The following is a 16,673-nucleotide window of genomic DNA, read 5'->3' on the forward strand; positions in this document are numbered from 1 at the left end:
TCCAAACCCTGTGCTGCGCGCAGTGTGCTAAAACGACCAACCGCTGAGTAAAATCGCCAGTGCGAATACCGGTGCTGCGGCGGTAACCCCATCGATGCGGTCCAGCAAGCCACCGTGGCCTGGCAACAGCTGGCTGCTGTCCTTGATGCCGCGCTGGCGCTTGAGCATGCTCTCCGACAAATCCCCCAACACCGACACCAGACTGGCCGGCACGATGACAGCGAAGACCAACCAGCCGCCACTGGCGCTGTAACCAATCAACGCCGCCAGCAACAGGCAACAGCCCAGGCCGCCCCAAAACCCCTCCCAGGATTTGCCCGGACTGACATTGGGGGCCAGCTTGTGCTTGCCAAAGGCCTTACCGCTGAAATAGGCGCCAATATCGGCGCAGGCTACCGCCACCATGACCAGCACCACCAGCCACTGTCCGTACTCCTGGGAGTGGAGATATACCAATGCCAGCCAGGCAGGCACCAGCACCACTATACCCATTATAGCCTTCAGCCAGCGCCGGTCCCAAAGTACCGCGCTGGCCGGGTAACCCTGCACCCACAACAGGGCCAGCGCCCACCAGCCGCAGGCCAGCAGCAGGATGTCGCGCAGTCGATCCAGTGCCAGCGCCTCGCCACCCAGCAGATGGGTGTAATACGCCAGCCCGGCCGCCACCAGGCCGACCAACAGTGCGTACAGGCAGCGCTGCCACTGGGGCTCGAAACCCGCCAAATTTGCCCATTCCCAGCCCGCCAGCATCACCACTAACGCCAGCGCCAGGGCAAAACCGGACAGCGGCAGAGCAAACAGCGCCAACAAAAAACAGGCTGCCAGTATTATTGCTGTTATGACTCGCTGCTTAAGCACTGCTGCCCCCTTGTACCTGCTCCGCGGTTTTGCCGAAACGGCGCTGGCGACGGTGAAAGTCGGCCACCGCCGCATCCAGCGCCTCAGCGCCAAAGTCCGGCCAGTAGAGGTCACTGAAGTAGAATTCGCTGTAGGCCGTTTGCCACAAAAGAAAATTGCTGATGCGATGCTCACCACCGGTTCGAATCAACAAATCCGGCTCCGGCAGGTCGGCTACGGAGGTGCATTGGTGCAGCAGCTCCTCAGTGATATCCGCAGGGGCCAATTCGCCATTGGCCACCTTCACCGACAGCTGGCGAGCGGCGTTGGCGATATCCCAGCGACCACCGTAGTCAGCGGCAATCACCAGTGTGGCACTGCCCTCCGCGGCGATGCTTTCCGCCTCCCCTATCGCCCGCTGGATCTTTTCACTGAAGCGATCCCGGCGCCCGATAATACGCAGGCGCACGCCCTCCTGGCTGAGTTTGACCGCTTCGCGTTTGAGGTAGGTGAGAAACAGGGTCATCAGTGCCTCCACCTCGCGACGGGGGCGCTGCCAGTTCTCGGAACTGAACGCAAACACCGTCAACACCTCGACCCCGTGGGTCTTGCAGGCCCGCATCACTTCGCGAATCTGTTCGACACCGGCCTTGTGTCCCTGGCTGCCCACTTTACCGCGCTGTTTCGCCCAGCGGTTGTTGCCGTCCATAATAACGGCGATATGGCGCAATTGATTAACTGCCACCGACAAACCCCGCCGCGTGCAGTAACATTGTAATAGGCGCCATCAAATTTCCAGCAAGTCTTTTTCTTTTGCTGCCAACGCACTGTCAACCTGGGCAACATACTTGTCGGTTATCTTCTGGATTTCATCCTGGGCGCGACGCTCGTCGTCTTCGCTGATTTCCTTTTCCTTGACCAGGTCCTTGACCAGGCCGAGGCAATCGCGACGCACATTGCGGATCGATACCCGCGCACTCTCGGCTTCATTGCGCGCCTGCTTAATGTAGTTCTTGCGGGTTTCCTCGGTCAGGGCGGGCATGGGAATACGCATCAACTCGCCGGTGGTCACCGGGTTCAGGCCCAGGTCTGACTTCATAATGGCCTTCTCGATCTCGGGCACCATGGCTCTCTCCCACGGGCTCAGGGACAGGGTCCTGGCATCCAGCACTGAAATGTTCGCCACCTGCTTCAGGGGCGTCAATGAACCGTAGTAATTCACCATGACGCTGTCGAGAATACTGGGGTGCGCGCGCCCGGTGCGTATCTTGTTAAAATTGTTGCCGAGGGCATCTACTGCCTTGGCCATTCGCTCGTTGGCGTCCTTTTTAATGTCTTCTATCATTGGGTGGAGTCCTCTGAGTTTCCTTTAATCCAATCTACGACTAAAACAATCTTCGCTTAAGTTGCTGCAACTTCTTCGATCAGGGTGCCTTCGTTCTCGCCCTTGATGATATTGAGCAGGGCCCCGGACTTGTTCATACGAAACACCCGGACCGGCATATCGTGCTCGCGGCAGAGGCAGATGGCGGTCAGGTCCATCACCCCGAGCTTTTTATCCAGCACCTCGTCGTAGGTCAGCCGCTCATAGCGGGTGGCACTGGGGTCTTGCATCGGGTCGGCGGTATAGACGCCGTCAACCTTGGTCGCCTTGAGGACAATATCCGCATCCACTTCGATTCCGCGCAAACAGGCGGCTGAGTCGGTGGTAAAGAACGGGTTGCCGGTGCCGGCGGCGAAGATGACAACCTCCCCATCCAGTAAAAAGCGGATCGCCCGGCGCCGGTCGTAGTGCTCCACCACCCCGCTCATGGGAATAGCAGACATCACCCGCGAGCTGATATTGCTGCGCTCCAGGGCATCGCGCATGGCCAGCGCATTCATAACCGTGGCCAGCATGCCCATATGGTCGCCGGTTACCCGGTCGAGGCCCGCCGCCTGCAGGGCCGCCCCACGAAACAGGTTGCCGCCGCCGATCACCAGTCCCACCTGCACCCCGATGCCGACCAGCTGGCCGATTTCCAGTGCCATTTTATCGAGAACCCTGGGGTCGATTCCAAAATTTTCCGATCCCATCAGCTCTTCGCCGCTGAGTTTTAACAGGATGCGCTTGTACTTCTTCTCTCTACCGGACGTCACAAAAACAGGCTCCAATTACGAAAGCGGATAAAATTTGCGGAAGTGTACCAGAAAAAAAGGCGGAGGTAGTGGCCCCCGCCTTTTTTAAACGCAATGCCGGCTCAAACAAGCGGCAGTGGAAATGAGCAATTACTTCTTGCTGGCTGCTACCTGGGCGGCAACTTCTGCAGCAAAGTCAGCTTCAGCGACTTCGATGCCTTCACCCACCTCGAAGCGGATAAAGGATTTCACGGTAGCACCGGCATCCTTGACCAACTGGCCAACGGTGACGTCAGGGTTTTTAACAAACGGCTGCTGTACCAGGCTGTTTTCCTTGAGGAACTTGTTGACCCGGCCCACCATCATTTTCTCGACGATGTTGTCCGGCTTGCCCGCCATATCCGGCTGCGCCTTGATGATTTCCTTTTCTTTGGCCAGCTCTTCATCCGGCATGTCTTCAGGGCTTACAACCCGTGGATTAACGGCTGCCACGTGCATGGCGACATCCTTGGCCACTTCGGCAGAACCGCCTTCCAGGCTGACCACAACTGCAATTTTGCTGTTGGAGTGCACATAGGCACCCAGTACGCCACCCTCAACCACCTGCACGCGACGCAGGCCGATGTTTTCGCCGATTTTTTGCACCAGCGCCTGGCGAGTCTCCTCCAGGCCGGCAGCCAACAGGGCCGCCACATCGTCACTCTTGGCATTAAACGCCGCTTCCAAGGCGGTGTCGACAAACGCCAGGAAGCCGGTATCGCGGGCGGCGAAGTCGGTTTCAGAGTTGACTTCGACCACTACCGCATAGGCGCCGTCGTCGGCAACCTTGACCGCAACAACACCATCAGCAGCGGTGCGACCGGCTTTCTTTTCAGCTTTCAGACCGGAGGCCTTGCGCAAGTTTTCAATGGCCAGATCGATGTTACCATCGGCTTCGTTCAGTGCCTTTTTGCACTCCATCATGCCGAGACCAGTGCGCTCGCGCAGTTCTTTTACCATCGAAGCAGAAACAGCTGCCATGACAATATCCTCTTCATTAATTGCGTATTCAAATTCAAAAAAGGGGGCCGGGCCCCCTTTTTGCGTTTCCCGACCCTTGAGCGGACCCGGGAAATATGACCAGCCCGGGCCTTACTGGGCCGCAGCTTCGTCGTCGTTCACCTCGACAAACTCGTCGGCCTTGGCGGCGCCACCCTGCAGGTTCGCTGCGCCTTCCAGACAGGCATCGGCAACCGCTGAAGCGTACAGCTTGACCGCGCGAATAGCGTCGTCGTTACCTGGAATAACGTAGTCAACACCGACCGGATCGCTGTTGGTATCGACGATACCAATAACCGGGATACCCAGCTTGTTGGCTTCCTGAATGGCGATGCGCTCGTGCTCAACATCGATCACAAACAGCGCGTCTGGCAGGCCGCCCATATCCTTGATACCGCCAATAGACAGCTCCAGCTTGTCCTTGGTACGGCTGCGCATCAGCGCTTCTTTCTTGGTCAGCTTTTCGAAAGTACCGTCGGTCTGCTGGGCCTCGAGCTCGCGGAAGCGACGGATAGACGTGCGAATGGTCTTGTAGTTGGTCAGCATACCGCCCAGCCAGCGGTGGCTGACGTAGGGCTGGTTAGCGCGCTCGGCCTGCTCGCGGATAATCTTGGAAGCCGCACGCTTGGTGCCGACAAACAGGATTTTCTTCTTCTGCGACGCCATCTGGGTAACAACGGCCAGGGCTTCGTTAAAGGCGGGTACGGTGTGCTCAAGATTGATGATATGAATCTTGTTGCGGGCACCGAAGATGTACTGGTTCATCTTGGGGTTCCAGTACCGGGTTTGGTGACCGAAGTGGACACCGGCTTGCAGCATATCGCGCATGCTTACGTTAGGCATAATAATATATTCCTGGGTTAGGCCTCCACACACCCCATTGGTCAACCCCTGGCGATGCTAACACCGCGGGGCACCCAGACCGATGTGACGGTGCATGTGTGACGATAAGTAAAATTTCTGGTTTAAATCCCGCTCCGGCAGTGCCTGTCAACAAGCAATGACGACTACCACCGAAAAGCAGGGCGCGCTTTATACCACAAACCAGAACACAAGGAAAGCCGCCAGCCCCCTACTTCTCTCCGGGCGCTTGGTTTACAATACAACGCTTTTCCTGCCAGTGAGGCGAACTCAGGGCCGTCCACAGCGCCTGCAACCGAATTTTGCGTTGAAATTTATGCAAGGCTGGCAATCGCAGTCCCCATCGAAGTACAGCGGAAACCCGTCGATATCATGAGTGTAAGCATTAAAACCCCGGAACAAATCGCTAAAATGCGCGTCGCCGGCCGCATGGCCGCCGAACTCCTCGACCTGATCGAAGAGTACGTGGTGCCCGGTGTGACCACCGCCGAGCTGGATCGAATTTGCCACGAGCATATTGTGAACGTGCAAAAGGCAATTCCCGCGCCACTTAACTACAAGGGCTTCCCGAAGTCCATTTGCACCTCGGTCAACCAGGTGGTCTGTCACGGTATCCCCTCGGAGAAGAAAATCCTCAAGAACGGCGATATCATCAATATCGACGTCACCGTTATCTACGATGGCTGGTATGGCGACACCAGCAAGATGTACACCGTCGGCAAGGTTGCGCCGCACGCGCAGCGACTGATCCAGGTTACCCAGGAGTGTCTCTATAAGGGCATCGAGCTGGTCAGGCCTGGCTGTCGGCTGGGAGATATCGGCCACGTGATCCAGCAACATGCGGAAAAGAACTACTACTCCGTGGTGCGGGAATACTGCGGCCACGGTATCGGCGACACCTTCCACGAGGACCCCCAGGTGGTTCACTACGGCAAGCCCAATACCGGCCTGGAACTAAAGGAAGGCATGACCTTTACCATTGAACCGATGATTAACGCTGGCAAGGCGGCGACCCGCCTGCTGGCCGATGGCTGGACCGTTGAAACCCGCGACAAGCGGCTTTCGGCGCAGTGGGAACACACCCTGGCGGTCACCGCCGATGGGGTGGAAGTCTTGACCCGGCGCCCGGACGAACCCTTCCGGGGCCCGTAATCCCGGGGTTGGGCAGCCCCGCCCGCCCCGACACCTTATGCACACCAACCAGGCAGCCCACTCGCGCATGAAATACCCCACGCCCTACTTTGAACGACCGCCACTGTTTTTCTCCCAGTATCGCTTTCGGCAGCACCTGTTTAGCGACGGGGCCAACCAGATTACGGTTTTCAAAGATGCCCTGCACGGTGCCGACGTTCACCTCAATGATCGCTTTGCCGAAGGCGAGGAGATTCGCAGCCTCATCTTTGAGCGCGCCTCGCTGGTAGATTGCATCCTGCACTATGCCTGGCACCAGTTCCCATGGAGCGACAATGCCTGCCTGATCGCAGTGGGTGGTTACGGGCGCGGTGAGCTGCACCCGAAATCCGACATCGACCTGTTGATACTGCTGCGACAAGAGCTGCCGGAAGATCTCGCCAGTGCCGAAAAGCTGTTGCTGCTGCTCTGGGACATCGGCCTTAACATTGGGCACAGTGTGCGCACCATGGAGCAGTGTATCGACATTGCCGCCCAGGACATCAGCGTCGCCACCAGCATCATGGAAAGCCGGGCGGTAGTCGGCAACCCGAGCCTGTGTATCGAACTGAGAAAGCAGACCCTGCCCGACAAGATGTGGCCAATGATCGACTTTTTCCACGCCAAATGGAAAGAGCAGCAGGACCGCCACCAAAAATACAACAACACCGAATACAACCTGGAACCCAACGTCAAAAACGCCCCCGGCGGCCTGCGCGACATCCAGACCATCGCCTGGGTGGCAAAACGTCACTTTGGGGTCAACACCCTCGATCAACTGGGGGGGCAGGACTTCTTCACCGAGGAGGAGTTCGCGGTACTGGTGAGCGGCCAGGAATTCCTCTGGCGGGTTCGCTATGGCCTGCACAAACTGGCCGGGCGGGCTGAAGAGCGCCTGCTGTTTGACCACCAGCGCCAACTGGCCACCGAGTTCGGCTATAAAGACACCGACAGCATCCTCGCAGTTGAACAGTTTATGCGCCGCTACTACCGGGTAGTGATCGCCCTGCGCGAGCTCAATGACGTGCTGATGCACTACCTCAATGAAGCGGTGCTAAACCGCAATGGCAACGCCGAAATTGTTGCCATCAATGAGCGCTTTCAATTGCGCGATAATTATATCGAAGTCACCCAGCAGGATATTTTCCTGAACCATCCCTATGCGCTGCTGGAAATATTTGTCCATATGGGCCGCAATCCCGCCATCATCGGGGTGCGCCCGGAAACCATCCGGTTGCTGCGCGAGCACCGGGAGCTGATCGACGACGATTTTCGCAAGAACCCGGTCAATACCGCCTATTTTATGCAGCTACTGAGCTGCCACCAAAGCCTGGCCACCCAGCTGCGACGCATGAAGCGCTACAATATACTGGGCCGCTACCTGCCGGAATTTGGCAATATTATCGGCCAGATGCAGCATGACCTGTTTCATATATATACCGTGGACCAGCACACCCTGGTGGTCATTGAAAACATCTGCGCCCTGCACAACCCCAGTAGCCGGGAGCGATTCTCCCAGGCCTACTACTGCATGAAAGCGCTGCCGAAGCCGGAACTGCTCTACATTGCCGGTCTCTACCACGATATCGCCAAGGGCCGCGGCGGCGATCACTCCACCCTCGGCGCTGTGGACGCCCTGCAATTTTGCGAGCGCCACGGCCTGGCAAGCGAGGAAGCCAAATTGGTGGCCTGGCTGGTGGAAAAGCACCTGTTGATGTCCTTCGTATCGCAGAAAAAAGACCTCGCTGACCCGGACGTAATTCATGAATTCGCGCTGGAGATGGGTGACGAAACCCACCTCAATTACCTCTACGCCCTGACCGTAGCCGACATTAACGCTACCAACCCCAATCTTTGGAGCACCTGGCGCGCCAGCCTGATGCGCCAGCTTTATAACGAGACCATCCGGGTTCTGCGCCGCGGCCTGGAAAACCCGGTCGACCAGAAGGATATCATCGAAGAGACCCAGGCAACGGCCATGCAGTACCTGCTCAAGCGCGGCATTGACCGGACAGCGATCAACAAGGTCTGGGGCTATCTGGGCGACGACTACTTCCTGCACGAGCACGCCCGCGACATCATCTGGCAAAGCGAGGCAATCATTCGCCACAACAGCAAAGACGACTTGATCATGGTGCGCGAGACCACCAACCTGAAACACGAGGGTGCCACCGAGATATTTGTCCGCACCAAGGATCGCAAAAACGTCTTTGCTGCAGTGGCCTACACTCTCGACCAGCTCAACCTGTCGATCCAGAATGCGCGCCTCTACAACACCGATCGCGGCGGCTATACCATCGATACCTTTTACGTCCTGGATCACAATAACCAGCCGATTGGCAACGACCCGGCCAGAGTTGACAGAATCAAAAGCGCGCTCAAGAAGGCCCTCGAATCAGACAGCCTCTTCAGCGATACCACCAGACGCCTCACCCCGCGCCAGCTGAAGAACTTTTCCATACCCACGCGCACCAAGATCAGCAATGACATTCGCAGCAACTCCACCGTTCTGGAAGTGGTAACCCCGGACAGGCCGGGCCTGCTGGCCATCATTGCCAGGATCTTTATGCAGCACAATATCCAGCTCAACAGCGCCAAGATCGCGACCCTGGGCGAGCGGGTGGAGGATATATTCTACCTGGTGGATGCCAATGGCGAGCCCCTCAGCGACCCCGACTTTTGCAACACCCTGCAGGCCCAGATCCGCACCCAATTGGATCAGCAGGTGGTCGGCACCGATACCATCACCAGCTGAGACGCCACACCCCGGCCCAAAATCTGACCCTACCGGAATAGCCCTATGAACCCCGACCTGGAACTCCTGCAGCCCTACCCATTCGAGAAGCTGGCCGCCCTGAAAGCCGGCCTCGAGCCGCCGGCGGCGCTGGCGCATATCGCCCTTTCCATCGGCGAGCCCAAGCACCAGCCGCCGGCGTTTGTGCTGCAGGCGCTGGTGGACAGCCTGCCGCGCATATCCAACTACCCGTCAACCATTGGCCTGCCGGAGCTGCGCCAGGCGATTGCCGACTGGCTCAGCCGGCGCTTCGGCCTGGCCGAGGGCAGCATCAGCGCGGCACGCCAGGTGCTGCCGGTAAACGGCACTCGCGAAGCCCTGTTTGCCTTCGCCCAGGCGGTTATCGACCGCAGCGAGCAGCCGCTGGTGATTATGCCCAACCCGTTTTACCAGATTTACGAAGGCGCAGCCCTGCTGGCCGGAGCCCAACCCCACTTTCTCAATTGCACCCGGGAAAATGGCTACACACCCGATTTCGACGCGGTCAGCCCCGCTACCTGGCAGCGCTGCCAACTGCTGTACCTGTGCTCACCGGGTAATCCCACCGGCGCAGTACTGGACTCCGCCACCCTGCAAAGACTGATCGCCCTGGCTGATGAACACGATTTTATTATTGCCAGCGATGAATGCTATTCGGAACTGTATTTCGACGAGCAACGGCCACCCATCGGGCTGCTGCAAGCCTGTGCGGACATGGGCCGCAATGACTACCGCCGCTGCGTGGTGTTTCACTCCCTCTCCAAGCGCTCCAACCTGCCCGGCCTGCGCTCGGGCTTCGTGGCCGGGGACGCCGACATTCTGGCCAAATTCCTGCACTATCGCACCTACCACGGCTGTGCCATGTCCATACCCAGTCAGCTGGCCTCCGTCGCAGCCTGGCAAGACGAACAGCACGTGCGTGATAATCGCACGGCTTACCGCGCCAAATTCGACACTGTACTGGATATATTGCAGGACGTTATGGAAGTCGAGCGCCCGGACGCCGGCTTTTACCTGTGGCCCCGCACGGCGCAAGCCGGTCACGAGTTTGCCCGCGACCTCTATGCCCGACAAAACGTCACGGTCTTGCCCGGACGATTTATCGCTCGCGCCGCCGACGGCATCAACCCCGGTGAGCAGCACGTGCGCATGGCGCTGGTGGCCACCGAGGCCGAGTGCCGGGAGGCGGCCGAGCGCATTCGCGACTTTATCCGCCGCGGCTGAGGCAAGGTCCCATGGCCAGCATATGCCTGAGCAAGCCCGAGAGGGTCAATTATATCCAGCAGCGTCTGGAGGCACTCTATCCAAATCCGCCGATACCGCTGGACCACAAGGACCCCTACACCCTGCTGGTGGCGGTACTGCTCTCGGCCCAATGCACCGACCTGCGCGTCAACCAGGTGACCCCGGCGCTCTGGCAACTGGCGGACAACCCCTTTGCTATGGCGCTGCAGAAGGTCGAAGACATCCAGACGATCATTCGCCCCTGCGGCCTGTCACCCCAGAAAGCCAAGGCCATATCGGTACTCTCCCAGATGCTGGTGAGCGAACACAACGGCGAGGTGCCGGCGGATATGGCTGCACTGGAGAGGTTGCCCGGAGTAGGCCACAAGACGGCGAGCGTGGTCATGGCGCAGGCTTTTGGCGAACCCGCCTTCCCGGTGGACACCCATATTCACCGCCTGGCCCAGCGCTGGGGGCTGAGCAATGGCAAAAATGTGGCGCAGACAGAAAAAGACCTGAAACGGCTGTTCCCCCGCGGCAGCTGGAACAAGCTGCACCTGCAGATCATCTTTTACGGACGGGAATTTTGCAGCGCGCGCGGCTGCGACGGAACGGTGTGCGAAATCTGCACCACTTGTTACCCCAACCGCAAACACCCAAAGAAAATCAACAAGCCCTGAATTCAAGTGCCGTCACAATTAATGGCCGGCAGCGGGGCTATTCAGGAGCGAATCAGGAGCGCACAGGAAGCGGTCCAGTGGCGCGGGGGTCGTAGTATTTGCAGGGCGGGTGGCTCGGCACCTGCAGGTCGCGGGCGGCGAACGGGTTGTTGCGATCTCGCTCGGCGACCTCGCCTTCATCCACCAACCGCAGCTCGTGTGCCGGCCGGTGCTCACGCTCCGCCTGCAGCTGGGGCAGCGGATAATGGGCGGTGAGGATACTCTGCTCCGGCTCGATCCTGCAGACGGCACCGAGGCCTCGAATCACATCGCTGTAGAGTTGCGCCTCGCTGTAACTCAAGCCTTTTTTCAGCGTCAGCAGTCGGCCGCCAAACAGCTTTTGCAGGGTTTTTCGCTCCTTGATTTTAAACCATTTGGCAAAGCGCCGCGCCACATCACTACGGGTGTGGCCGAGGGTCACTTCACCCCAAAATACCACACGATAAGTAGAATGCTCAGAGGACATCCCCAAAAACTCCCAACGGTAAATAAAACTGCCTCGCCGCTGCAACAGGCAAAATCACATCCCCGATCGCCACGACCTGGCGTGCGGCTCTGGGTGACCCCCAGTGGATTCCGCAAATTAATGTGAACCAGTCCACAAATTATAAAAAAGATCAGGGCATTTGTCACTTATTTCTACACATTTCACTAAATCCCTGGCTGTCTTCCCGACGCTTTAGCGACCCGGCCGGCAACGGTGCCGTGAATACAAGCGAGGAATTTGATATGATCCCCCGCCTGATTATCAGGCACCCTTTTTCGACAATGGCTTGCTGCGGCAGCCACCGGCACGGAGCGAACCAGCGAACATGACCCGTCTTTACGGCATCAGCAATTGCGACACAGTGAAAAAAGCCCGCAACTGGCTCGACAGCCACAGCGTCGACTACCAGTACTGCGACTTCCGCAAAGACGGCCTGAGCCGCGCAGACGTAATCGAGTGGGTGACACAACTGGGCTGGGAAACCCTGGTCAACAAGCGCAGCACCACCTGGAAAACCCTGGATGATGCCACTCGCCAGCAGATTACTGACGCCAGCGTTGTCGATCTTATCCTGGCCCACCCCACCCTGATCAAACGGCCACTGCTGGCGCGCGACGACCTGCTCAAGGTCGGTTTCAAGCCCGCCGAATACCAATCCCTGTTTCAGTAACTTGCGCCGGGGCAACCCGCACCTGGCGGCTTAACCACCTCCTACAAATACAAACGGAATCTTAACCATGAGCAATCTCTACTCTTTCGGCCTCGGTGTCGGCACTCACAACAGCAAGGGCCAATGGCTGGAAGTCTACTACCCCAAGCCCCAGCTGAACCCCAGCGCTGCACTGGCCGCAGCCGCCAACAAGGCACTGGGTTACAGCGGTGGCAACCAGGCCATCGCCCTCGACAACAGTCAACTGGCAGCCCTGGCCGCGGCGCTTGAGGCGGCCGGTGAAGCTGACCAGGCAACCCTCGCCCGCAGCCTGCAAGAGAGCCAGCGACCACTGGTGGCTACCCTGCTCAGCGAAGACGCGGCGCCGGCGTCAGTACCGGAGGGCTACCTGAAGCTGCAACTGATCTCTCACCGCCTGGTAAAACCCCACGGCACCAACCTCACCGGCCTGTTCGGCACCCTCCCCAATGTCGCCTGGACCAACCTCGGCGCCATCGACCTGGACGAGTTGCCCGAGCGGCAGCTGCAAGCGCGCCTGCAGGGTGAACTGCTGGATGTGGACTGCGTCGACAAGTTCCCGAAAATGACCAACTACGTGGTGCCCAAGGGCGTCCGCATCGCCCATACCGCCCGGGTCCGCCTCGGCGCCTATATCGGCGAAGGCACCACCATCATGCACGAGGGCTTCGTCAACTTTAACGCCGGCACCGAAGGGCCGGGTATGATCGAAGGTCGGATTTCCGCCGGTGTGTTTGTGGGCAAGGGCTCCGACCTGGGTGGTGGCTGCTCCACCATGGGCACCCTGTCCGGGGGCGGCAACATCATTATCTCCGTTGGCGAAGAGTGCCTGCTGGGCGCCAATGCCGGCATCGGCATCCCGCTGGGCGATCGCTGCACGGTGGAAGCGGGCCTGTACATTACCGCCGGCACCAAGGTCATCCTGCTGGACGACGGCAACAACGAAGTAGAACAGCTCAAGGCCCGGGAACTGGCCGGCAAGTCCGACCTGCTGTTCCGCCGCAACTCCATCACCGGCGCGGTGGAGTGCAAGACCAATAAATCGGCTGTAGCCCTCAACGCCGAGCTGCACGCCAATAACTAAGCCAATAACTAAAAAAGCCAAAAACTAAAGAGGTCCGGCCAGCCGCCGGAACCTCCCTAGTGTGCACAGCAGCACAATCCGGCCGAGCTCAGCGCGGTCAACCAAACCAGAAGAACCTTTATATGACTAATTTATCGCCGACCCTTGAACTGGCCTGTGACCTGATCAGCCGCGACTCTGTTACCCCGGAAGACAAGGGCTGCCAGGCACTGATGGCCGAGCGCCTGAGCGCCATCGGCTTCCAGATTCACAACCTGCGCTTTGGCGACGTCGACAACCTGTGGGCCGTGCGCGGTACCAGCGGCCCCATTCTGGCCTTCGCCGGCCACACCGATGTGGTGCCTACCGGCCCCGCCTCCCAGTGGCAGCGGCCGCCGTTCGAACCCACCATCGACGCGGGCATGCTCTACGGCCGCGGCGCCGCTGACATGAAGGGCAGTCTCGCGGCAATGGTGGTGGCGTGCGAAAACTTTGTCGCTCAACACCCCGACCACAGCGGCCGCATTGCCTTCCTGATCACCAGTGATGAAGAGGGCGTGGCCATCAATGGCACGGTCAAGGTCATGGAGTGGCTGGCGCAGCAAGGTGAACAAATTACCTGGTGCGTGGTCGGCGAGCCCTCCAGCACCGCCAAAACCGGCGACGTCATCAAGAACGGCCGCCGCGGCTCCCTCGGCTGCTGGCTGACAGTCAACGGCGTGCAGGGGCACGTGGCCTACCCCCACCTGGCGGACAACCCCATTCACCGGGTCGCCCCGGCACTGGCGGAGCTGGCGGCTGAAGTATGGGATCAGGGCAATGATTTCTTTCCCGCCACCAGCTTCCAGATCTCCAATATCAACGCCGGCACCGGTGCCACCAATGTCATTCCCGGGCAAGTGGAGGTTATCTTTAACTTCCGTTTCTCCACCGAGCTGACCGAGGCGGACCTGCGCCAGCGCACCGAAGCCATTCTCGACAAACACCAGCTTGACTACGACATTGACTGGCGCCTGAGCGGCTTGCCGTTTCTCACCAGCAGCGGACCACTGGTGGAAGCCACCGTTGCCGCCATCAAGGCGGAAACCGGTTTTGACACCCAGTTGTCCACCGCCGGCGGCACCTCGGACGGCCGCTTTATCGCCCCGACCGGCGCCCAGGTCATCGAACTGGGGCCAGTCAACGCCACCATTCACAAGCTGGATGAGTGTGTCAAAGCCAGCGACCTGGACGTCTTGACCAACATTTATCGGGGCATTCTGCAGCGCTTGCTCAGCGGTCAAAGCAGCACCAACTAGTCCGCGACGGTCTTGGCGAGGCTGGCCGCTCCAGCCCGCCGGGATTGGCTCTCCAATGACCGAATAAAAATGACCGAATAAAAATGACCGAATAAAAAATGCCTGCATAAAAAACAGGCATTAATAGAACTTATTAAGCTAAAACAAACCGTCAAGTTTTGCGTAAACTGGCCGCTAGACAGAGTACCAGTGCTGCATTCGCAGCGCCTGAATCGAGGTGAGAGCCAATGCTGAAATTGACCGGGGTATTAAGAAACAGCAAGCCCAGGTCGGCCGCCGCCGGCGCAGCCCCCGAGCGCGAAGTGTTGGCCACCCTGCAAAAATTGCAGCGCGAGCACACCCTGATCTACGTCGCGCGCACCGCGACCGGTGGCGGCAATCAGGGGCAGCGCACCTACCAGAGCATCATCCTTGAGGTCAATCCGGGCGCCGGCACACTCACCATCGACGAACTGTTTCCCACCGGCCTGCTGCTGCATGAAAACGACCGCGTCTCCGTGACCGTGCGCACCTCAAAGCACCGCTCCCTTACCTTCCACACTCGCGTCGCCGAGCGCCTCAGCGACGGCGACCAGCCGAGCTACAGCCTGGTACTGCCCAGCCAGCTCGACGGCCACCAGCGCCGCGATGCTTTCCGCCTGGCCACCCAGGGCAGCGCCCGCTGGCAAATGGGGAGTATTGAGATTGACCAGGCCCGGGTCAGTGATATCTCCATCAGCGGTGTGCAAATCTCCCTGCCGGAAACCCCTGGCGACAGCCCGCCACTGGCGGTGGGGGAAGCCATTGAAAACTGCAACCTGCAGATCGCCTCGCTGAACTTGCACTGCGATTTGCGAGTGGCGCGCATTGCCGAAGCCGATTCCGGCATCACCACCATCGGCGCGCAGATGGTCACCCTCGACAGCAGTGAGCGCCGTCAACTGGAACAATTCATTATGCGGGAACAGCGCCTGCAGCGGTTGCGCAGCGCCGTCTGACCTAGCGCACCACAGCCGCCTGGCTGCTAGCCCCCGACAGCGGGCGGGTCGCCACCCACAGCAAGCGTGCACTCAACAACACGGCACTGCCAGCCAAACCCACCAGCAGGCCGATCCAGAACCCCTTGGCCGCCAACGACACCCCCCACCAATCCGTGCGCGCCAACACGAAACCCAGCGGCAGCGCCACCCCCCAATAGGCCAGCAGGATCAACAGCATGGGCACGCGGCTGTCCTGATAGGCGCGCAAGCCGGCATTGGCCGCAATCTGGATATGATCGGGAATCTGGTAGAGCGCCATCCACACAAACAGTGCCACTGCGCCCGCCTGCACCGCCGCATCGGTGGTAAACCAGCCCACCAGGGTATGGCGCAGCAGCAGGATTGAGGTCGCTGTAAGCAGGGCCAGCGCCACCGCGGTCAGCAGACCTGTCCTGACCACAAAGTTGGCGGTTGACTGTTGGCCACGGCCGAGAAAGTAACCGACGCGAATGGTCAACGCCTGGGAGAAGCTGAGGGGTATCATAAAAATCAGGTGGGAGATGGTGAGGGCTATCTGGTGCCCGGCGACCACCACCGCCCCCAGCGGCGCCAGCAGCAGGGCGATGGTAGAAAAAATGGACACCTCGGCAAACACCGCCAGCGCAATCGGAACCCCCAACCGGGCCACCGGTTTGATCTCCTGCCAGACCGGCCACTGCCAATCGCTAAAGAGGTGAATGCCCTGGTAGTCCCCGGAGCGGGCGGTCAAAATCATTAAAATAACAACCTGCAGCCACATACTCGCCGCGGTTGCCCAGCCACAACCCGCACCGCCCAGTTCCGGCAGGCCCCAGGCGCCGTAAATCAGAGCGTAATTGAGTGGGATATTGGCCAGGAAAGCCACCAGGCTGCCAATCATATAGGGCATGGTGCGGCCCATGCCCTCGCAAAAAGCGCGCAAGCTACTGTAAATGGCAATCGCCGGAAAACCACAGGCGATGGCAAGCAGGTAGTCCTCGCTAATGCCGGCAAATGCGCTATCCACTGCCAGCCACTCCAGCAGCCCGCCGATCTTGACCAGCACCAGCACGCACAGCAGCGCCAGTGCCAATGACAGCCAGATACTCTGCTGCACCACCGTCTTGATCGCCTGCAACTGCTCGGCCCCGTGTGCCCGCGCCACCATAGACGTAGTGGCAATCAACAAGCCGCTGATCAACAGATGCAGCGGCAGCCAAAAGCTGTTGCCTATGGCCACTGCCGCAAGATCATTGGCATGGTAGCGGCCCGCCATCAGGGTATCCACCACACCGGTGGCGGTGACCAACAGCTGGGCCGCCAGCAGCGGCGACGCCAGCCGTATCAACTGCTTTAATTCAACCAGATATCTGTTTTTCATCAACTGCTCATGGTCTGGATAACCGCTCCCGGGACCGGG

General features: G+C 59.4%; 16 protein-coding genes. 8 read left to right on the forward strand and 8 right to left on the reverse strand.

Features of this window, described 5'->3' with window-relative positions; all coding sequences use genetic code 11:
• Positions 1 to 27 precede the first annotated feature (27 nt).
• From G8764_RS10470 to rpsB, 6 genes are all read right to left on the reverse strand, one after another.
• Positions 28 to 858: a phosphatidate cytidylyltransferase gene (locus G8764_RS10470; protein WP_341806364.1), complete on the reverse strand. Its 831-nt coding sequence runs from the start codon at positions 856 to 858 to the stop codon at positions 28 to 30.
• Positions 851 to 1,546: a polyprenyl diphosphate synthase gene (gene uppS / locus G8764_RS10475; RefSeq protein ID WP_207951826.1), complete on the reverse strand. Its 696-nt coding sequence runs from the start codon at positions 1,544 to 1,546 to the stop codon at positions 851 to 853. Before uppS ends, G8764_RS10470 begins: the two co-directional genes overlap by 8 nt.
• A gap of 78 nt (positions 1,547 to 1,624) precedes the next feature.
• Positions 1,625 to 2,182, reverse strand: coding sequence for a ribosome recycling factor (frr, locus tag G8764_RS10480; protein WP_166164587.1), 558 nt, complete (start codon positions 2,180 to 2,182; stop codon positions 1,625 to 1,627).
• A gap of 56 nt (positions 2,183 to 2,238) precedes the next feature.
• Positions 2,239 to 2,976, reverse strand: a complete 738-nt coding sequence (pyrH, locus tag G8764_RS10485; protein WP_166164588.1) for a UMP kinase — start codon at positions 2,974 to 2,976, stop codon at positions 2,239 to 2,241.
• 129 nt (positions 2,977 to 3,105) lie between these two features.
• Positions 3,106 to 3,975, reverse strand: a complete 870-nt coding sequence (tsf, locus tag G8764_RS10490) for a translation elongation factor Ts (protein WP_166164589.1) — start codon at positions 3,973 to 3,975, stop codon at positions 3,106 to 3,108.
• A 111-nt stretch (positions 3,976 to 4,086) separates the two neighbouring features.
• Positions 4,087 to 4,836, reverse strand: a complete 750-nt coding sequence (rpsB, locus tag G8764_RS10495) for a 30S ribosomal protein S2 (protein WP_166164590.1) — start codon at positions 4,834 to 4,836, stop codon at positions 4,087 to 4,089.
• Between the two features lie 390 nt (positions 4,837 to 5,226).
• On the opposite strand from rpsB, the gene map reads away from it, so the two are divergent.
• From map to nth, 4 genes are all read left to right on the forward strand, one after another.
• A complete protein-coding gene (map, locus tag G8764_RS10500; RefSeq protein WP_166164591.1) occupies positions 5,227 to 6,006 on the forward strand; it encodes a type I methionyl aminopeptidase in 780 nt (259 codons plus the stop codon).
• A 67-nt stretch (positions 6,007 to 6,073) separates the two neighbouring features.
• Positions 6,074 to 8,779, forward strand: a complete 2,706-nt coding sequence (locus G8764_RS10505) for a [protein-PII] uridylyltransferase (RefSeq protein WP_166164592.1) — start codon at positions 6,074 to 6,076, stop codon at positions 8,777 to 8,779.
• A 45-nt stretch (positions 8,780 to 8,824) separates the two neighbouring features.
• Positions 8,825 to 10,021, forward strand: coding sequence for a succinyldiaminopimelate transaminase (gene dapC / locus G8764_RS10510; protein ID WP_166164593.1), 1,197 nt, complete (start codon positions 8,825 to 8,827; stop codon positions 10,019 to 10,021).
• Between the two features lie 26 nt (positions 10,022 to 10,047).
• Positions 10,048 to 10,701, forward strand: coding sequence for an endonuclease III (gene nth, locus G8764_RS10515; protein ID WP_166164768.1), 654 nt, complete (start codon positions 10,048 to 10,050; stop codon positions 10,699 to 10,701).
• A gap of 52 nt (positions 10,702 to 10,753) precedes the next feature.
• On the opposite strand, the gene G8764_RS10520 is transcribed toward nth, so the two are convergent.
• Positions 10,754 to 11,206, reverse strand: a complete 453-nt coding sequence (locus G8764_RS10520; protein WP_166164594.1) for a hypothetical protein — start codon at positions 11,204 to 11,206, stop codon at positions 10,754 to 10,756.
• A 346-nt stretch (positions 11,207 to 11,552) separates the two neighbouring features.
• Here G8764_RS10520 and G8764_RS10525 point away from each other — a divergent pair, with 346 nt between their 5' ends.
• The 4 genes from G8764_RS10525 (at position 11,553) to G8764_RS10540 (ending at position 15,253) form a co-directional block, all read left to right on the forward strand.
• Positions 11,553 to 11,897: an ArsC family reductase gene (locus G8764_RS10525; protein WP_166164595.1), complete on the forward strand. Its 345-nt coding sequence runs from the start codon at positions 11,553 to 11,555 to the stop codon at positions 11,895 to 11,897.
• Between the two features lie 67 nt (positions 11,898 to 11,964).
• The gene (gene dapD / locus G8764_RS10530) at positions 11,965 to 12,999 is read left to right on the forward strand and encodes a 2,3,4,5-tetrahydropyridine-2,6-dicarboxylate N-succinyltransferase (RefSeq protein WP_166164596.1); all 1,035 of its coding nucleotides are present in this window, start codon (positions 11,965 to 11,967) and stop codon (positions 12,997 to 12,999) included.
• Positions 13,000 to 13,121: 122 nt separating this feature from the next.
• Complete coding sequence (gene dapE / locus G8764_RS10535; RefSeq protein ID WP_166164597.1) at positions 13,122 to 14,276, forward strand: succinyl-diaminopimelate desuccinylase; 1,155 nt, start codon at positions 13,122 to 13,124, stop codon at positions 14,274 to 14,276.
• A gap of 227 nt (positions 14,277 to 14,503) precedes the next feature.
• Positions 14,504 to 15,253, forward strand: coding sequence for a flagellar brake protein (locus G8764_RS10540; RefSeq protein ID WP_166164598.1), 750 nt, complete (start codon positions 14,504 to 14,506; stop codon positions 15,251 to 15,253).
• A gap of 1 nt (position 15,254) precedes the next feature.
• Here G8764_RS10540 and G8764_RS10545 read toward each other — a convergent pair whose 3' ends face one another.
• On the reverse strand, positions 15,255 to 16,634 hold the full coding sequence (locus G8764_RS10545; protein ID WP_166164599.1) for an MATE family efflux transporter: 1,380 nt from the start codon (positions 16,632 to 16,634) through the stop codon (positions 15,255 to 15,257).
• Positions 16,635 to 16,673: the final 39 nt, after the last annotated feature.

It is taken from the genome of Pseudomaricurvus alcaniphilus (genome assembly GCF_011440395.1).
In the GTDB taxonomy this organism is placed as follows: Bacteria; Pseudomonadota; Gammaproteobacteria; order Pseudomonadales; family Cellvibrionaceae; genus Pseudomaricurvus; species Pseudomaricurvus alcaniphilus.

Bases quoted from the DNA above. Each gene is read 5' to 3' on its own strand.
- G8764_RS10540 (WP_166164598.1), top strand. From the start codon at position 14,504: ATGCTGAAATTGACCGGGGTATTAAGAAACAGCAAGCCCAGGTCGGCC.
- G8764_RS10520 (WP_166164594.1), bottom strand. From the start codon at position 11,206: ATGTCCTCTGAGCATTCTACTTATCGTGTGGTATTTTGGGGTGAAGTG.
- map (WP_166164591.1), top strand. From the start codon at position 5,227: ATGAGTGTAAGCATTAAAACCCCGGAACAAATCGCTAAAATGCGCGTC.
- rpsB (WP_166164590.1), bottom strand. From the start codon at position 4,836: ATGCCTAACGTAAGCATGCGCGATATGCTGCAAGCCGGTGTCCACTTC.
- G8764_RS10545 (WP_166164599.1), bottom strand. From the start codon at position 16,634: ATGAAAAACAGATATCTGGTTGAATTAAAGCAGTTGATACGGCTGGCG.
- dapD (WP_166164596.1), top strand. From the start codon at position 11,965: ATGAGCAATCTCTACTCTTTCGGCCTCGGTGTCGGCACTCACAACAGC.
- G8764_RS10505 (WP_166164592.1), top strand. From the start codon at position 6,074: ATGAAATACCCCACGCCCTACTTTGAACGACCGCCACTGTTTTTCTCC.
- tsf (WP_166164589.1), bottom strand. From the start codon at position 3,975: ATGGCAGCTGTTTCTGCTTCGATGGTAAAAGAACTGCGCGAGCGCACT.
- dapE (WP_166164597.1), top strand. From the start codon at position 13,122: ATGACTAATTTATCGCCGACCCTTGAACTGGCCTGTGACCTGATCAGC.
- G8764_RS10525 (WP_166164595.1), top strand. From the start codon at position 11,553: ATGACCCGTCTTTACGGCATCAGCAATTGCGACACAGTGAAAAAAGCC.
- frr (WP_166164587.1), bottom strand. From the start codon at position 2,182: ATGATAGAAGACATTAAAAAGGACGCCAACGAGCGAATGGCCAAGGCA.
- dapC (WP_166164593.1), top strand. From the start codon at position 8,825: ATGAACCCCGACCTGGAACTCCTGCAGCCCTACCCATTCGAGAAGCTG.
- uppS (WP_207951826.1), bottom strand. From the start codon at position 1,546: ATGGACGGCAACAACCGCTGGGCGAAACAGCGCGGTAAAGTGGGCAGC.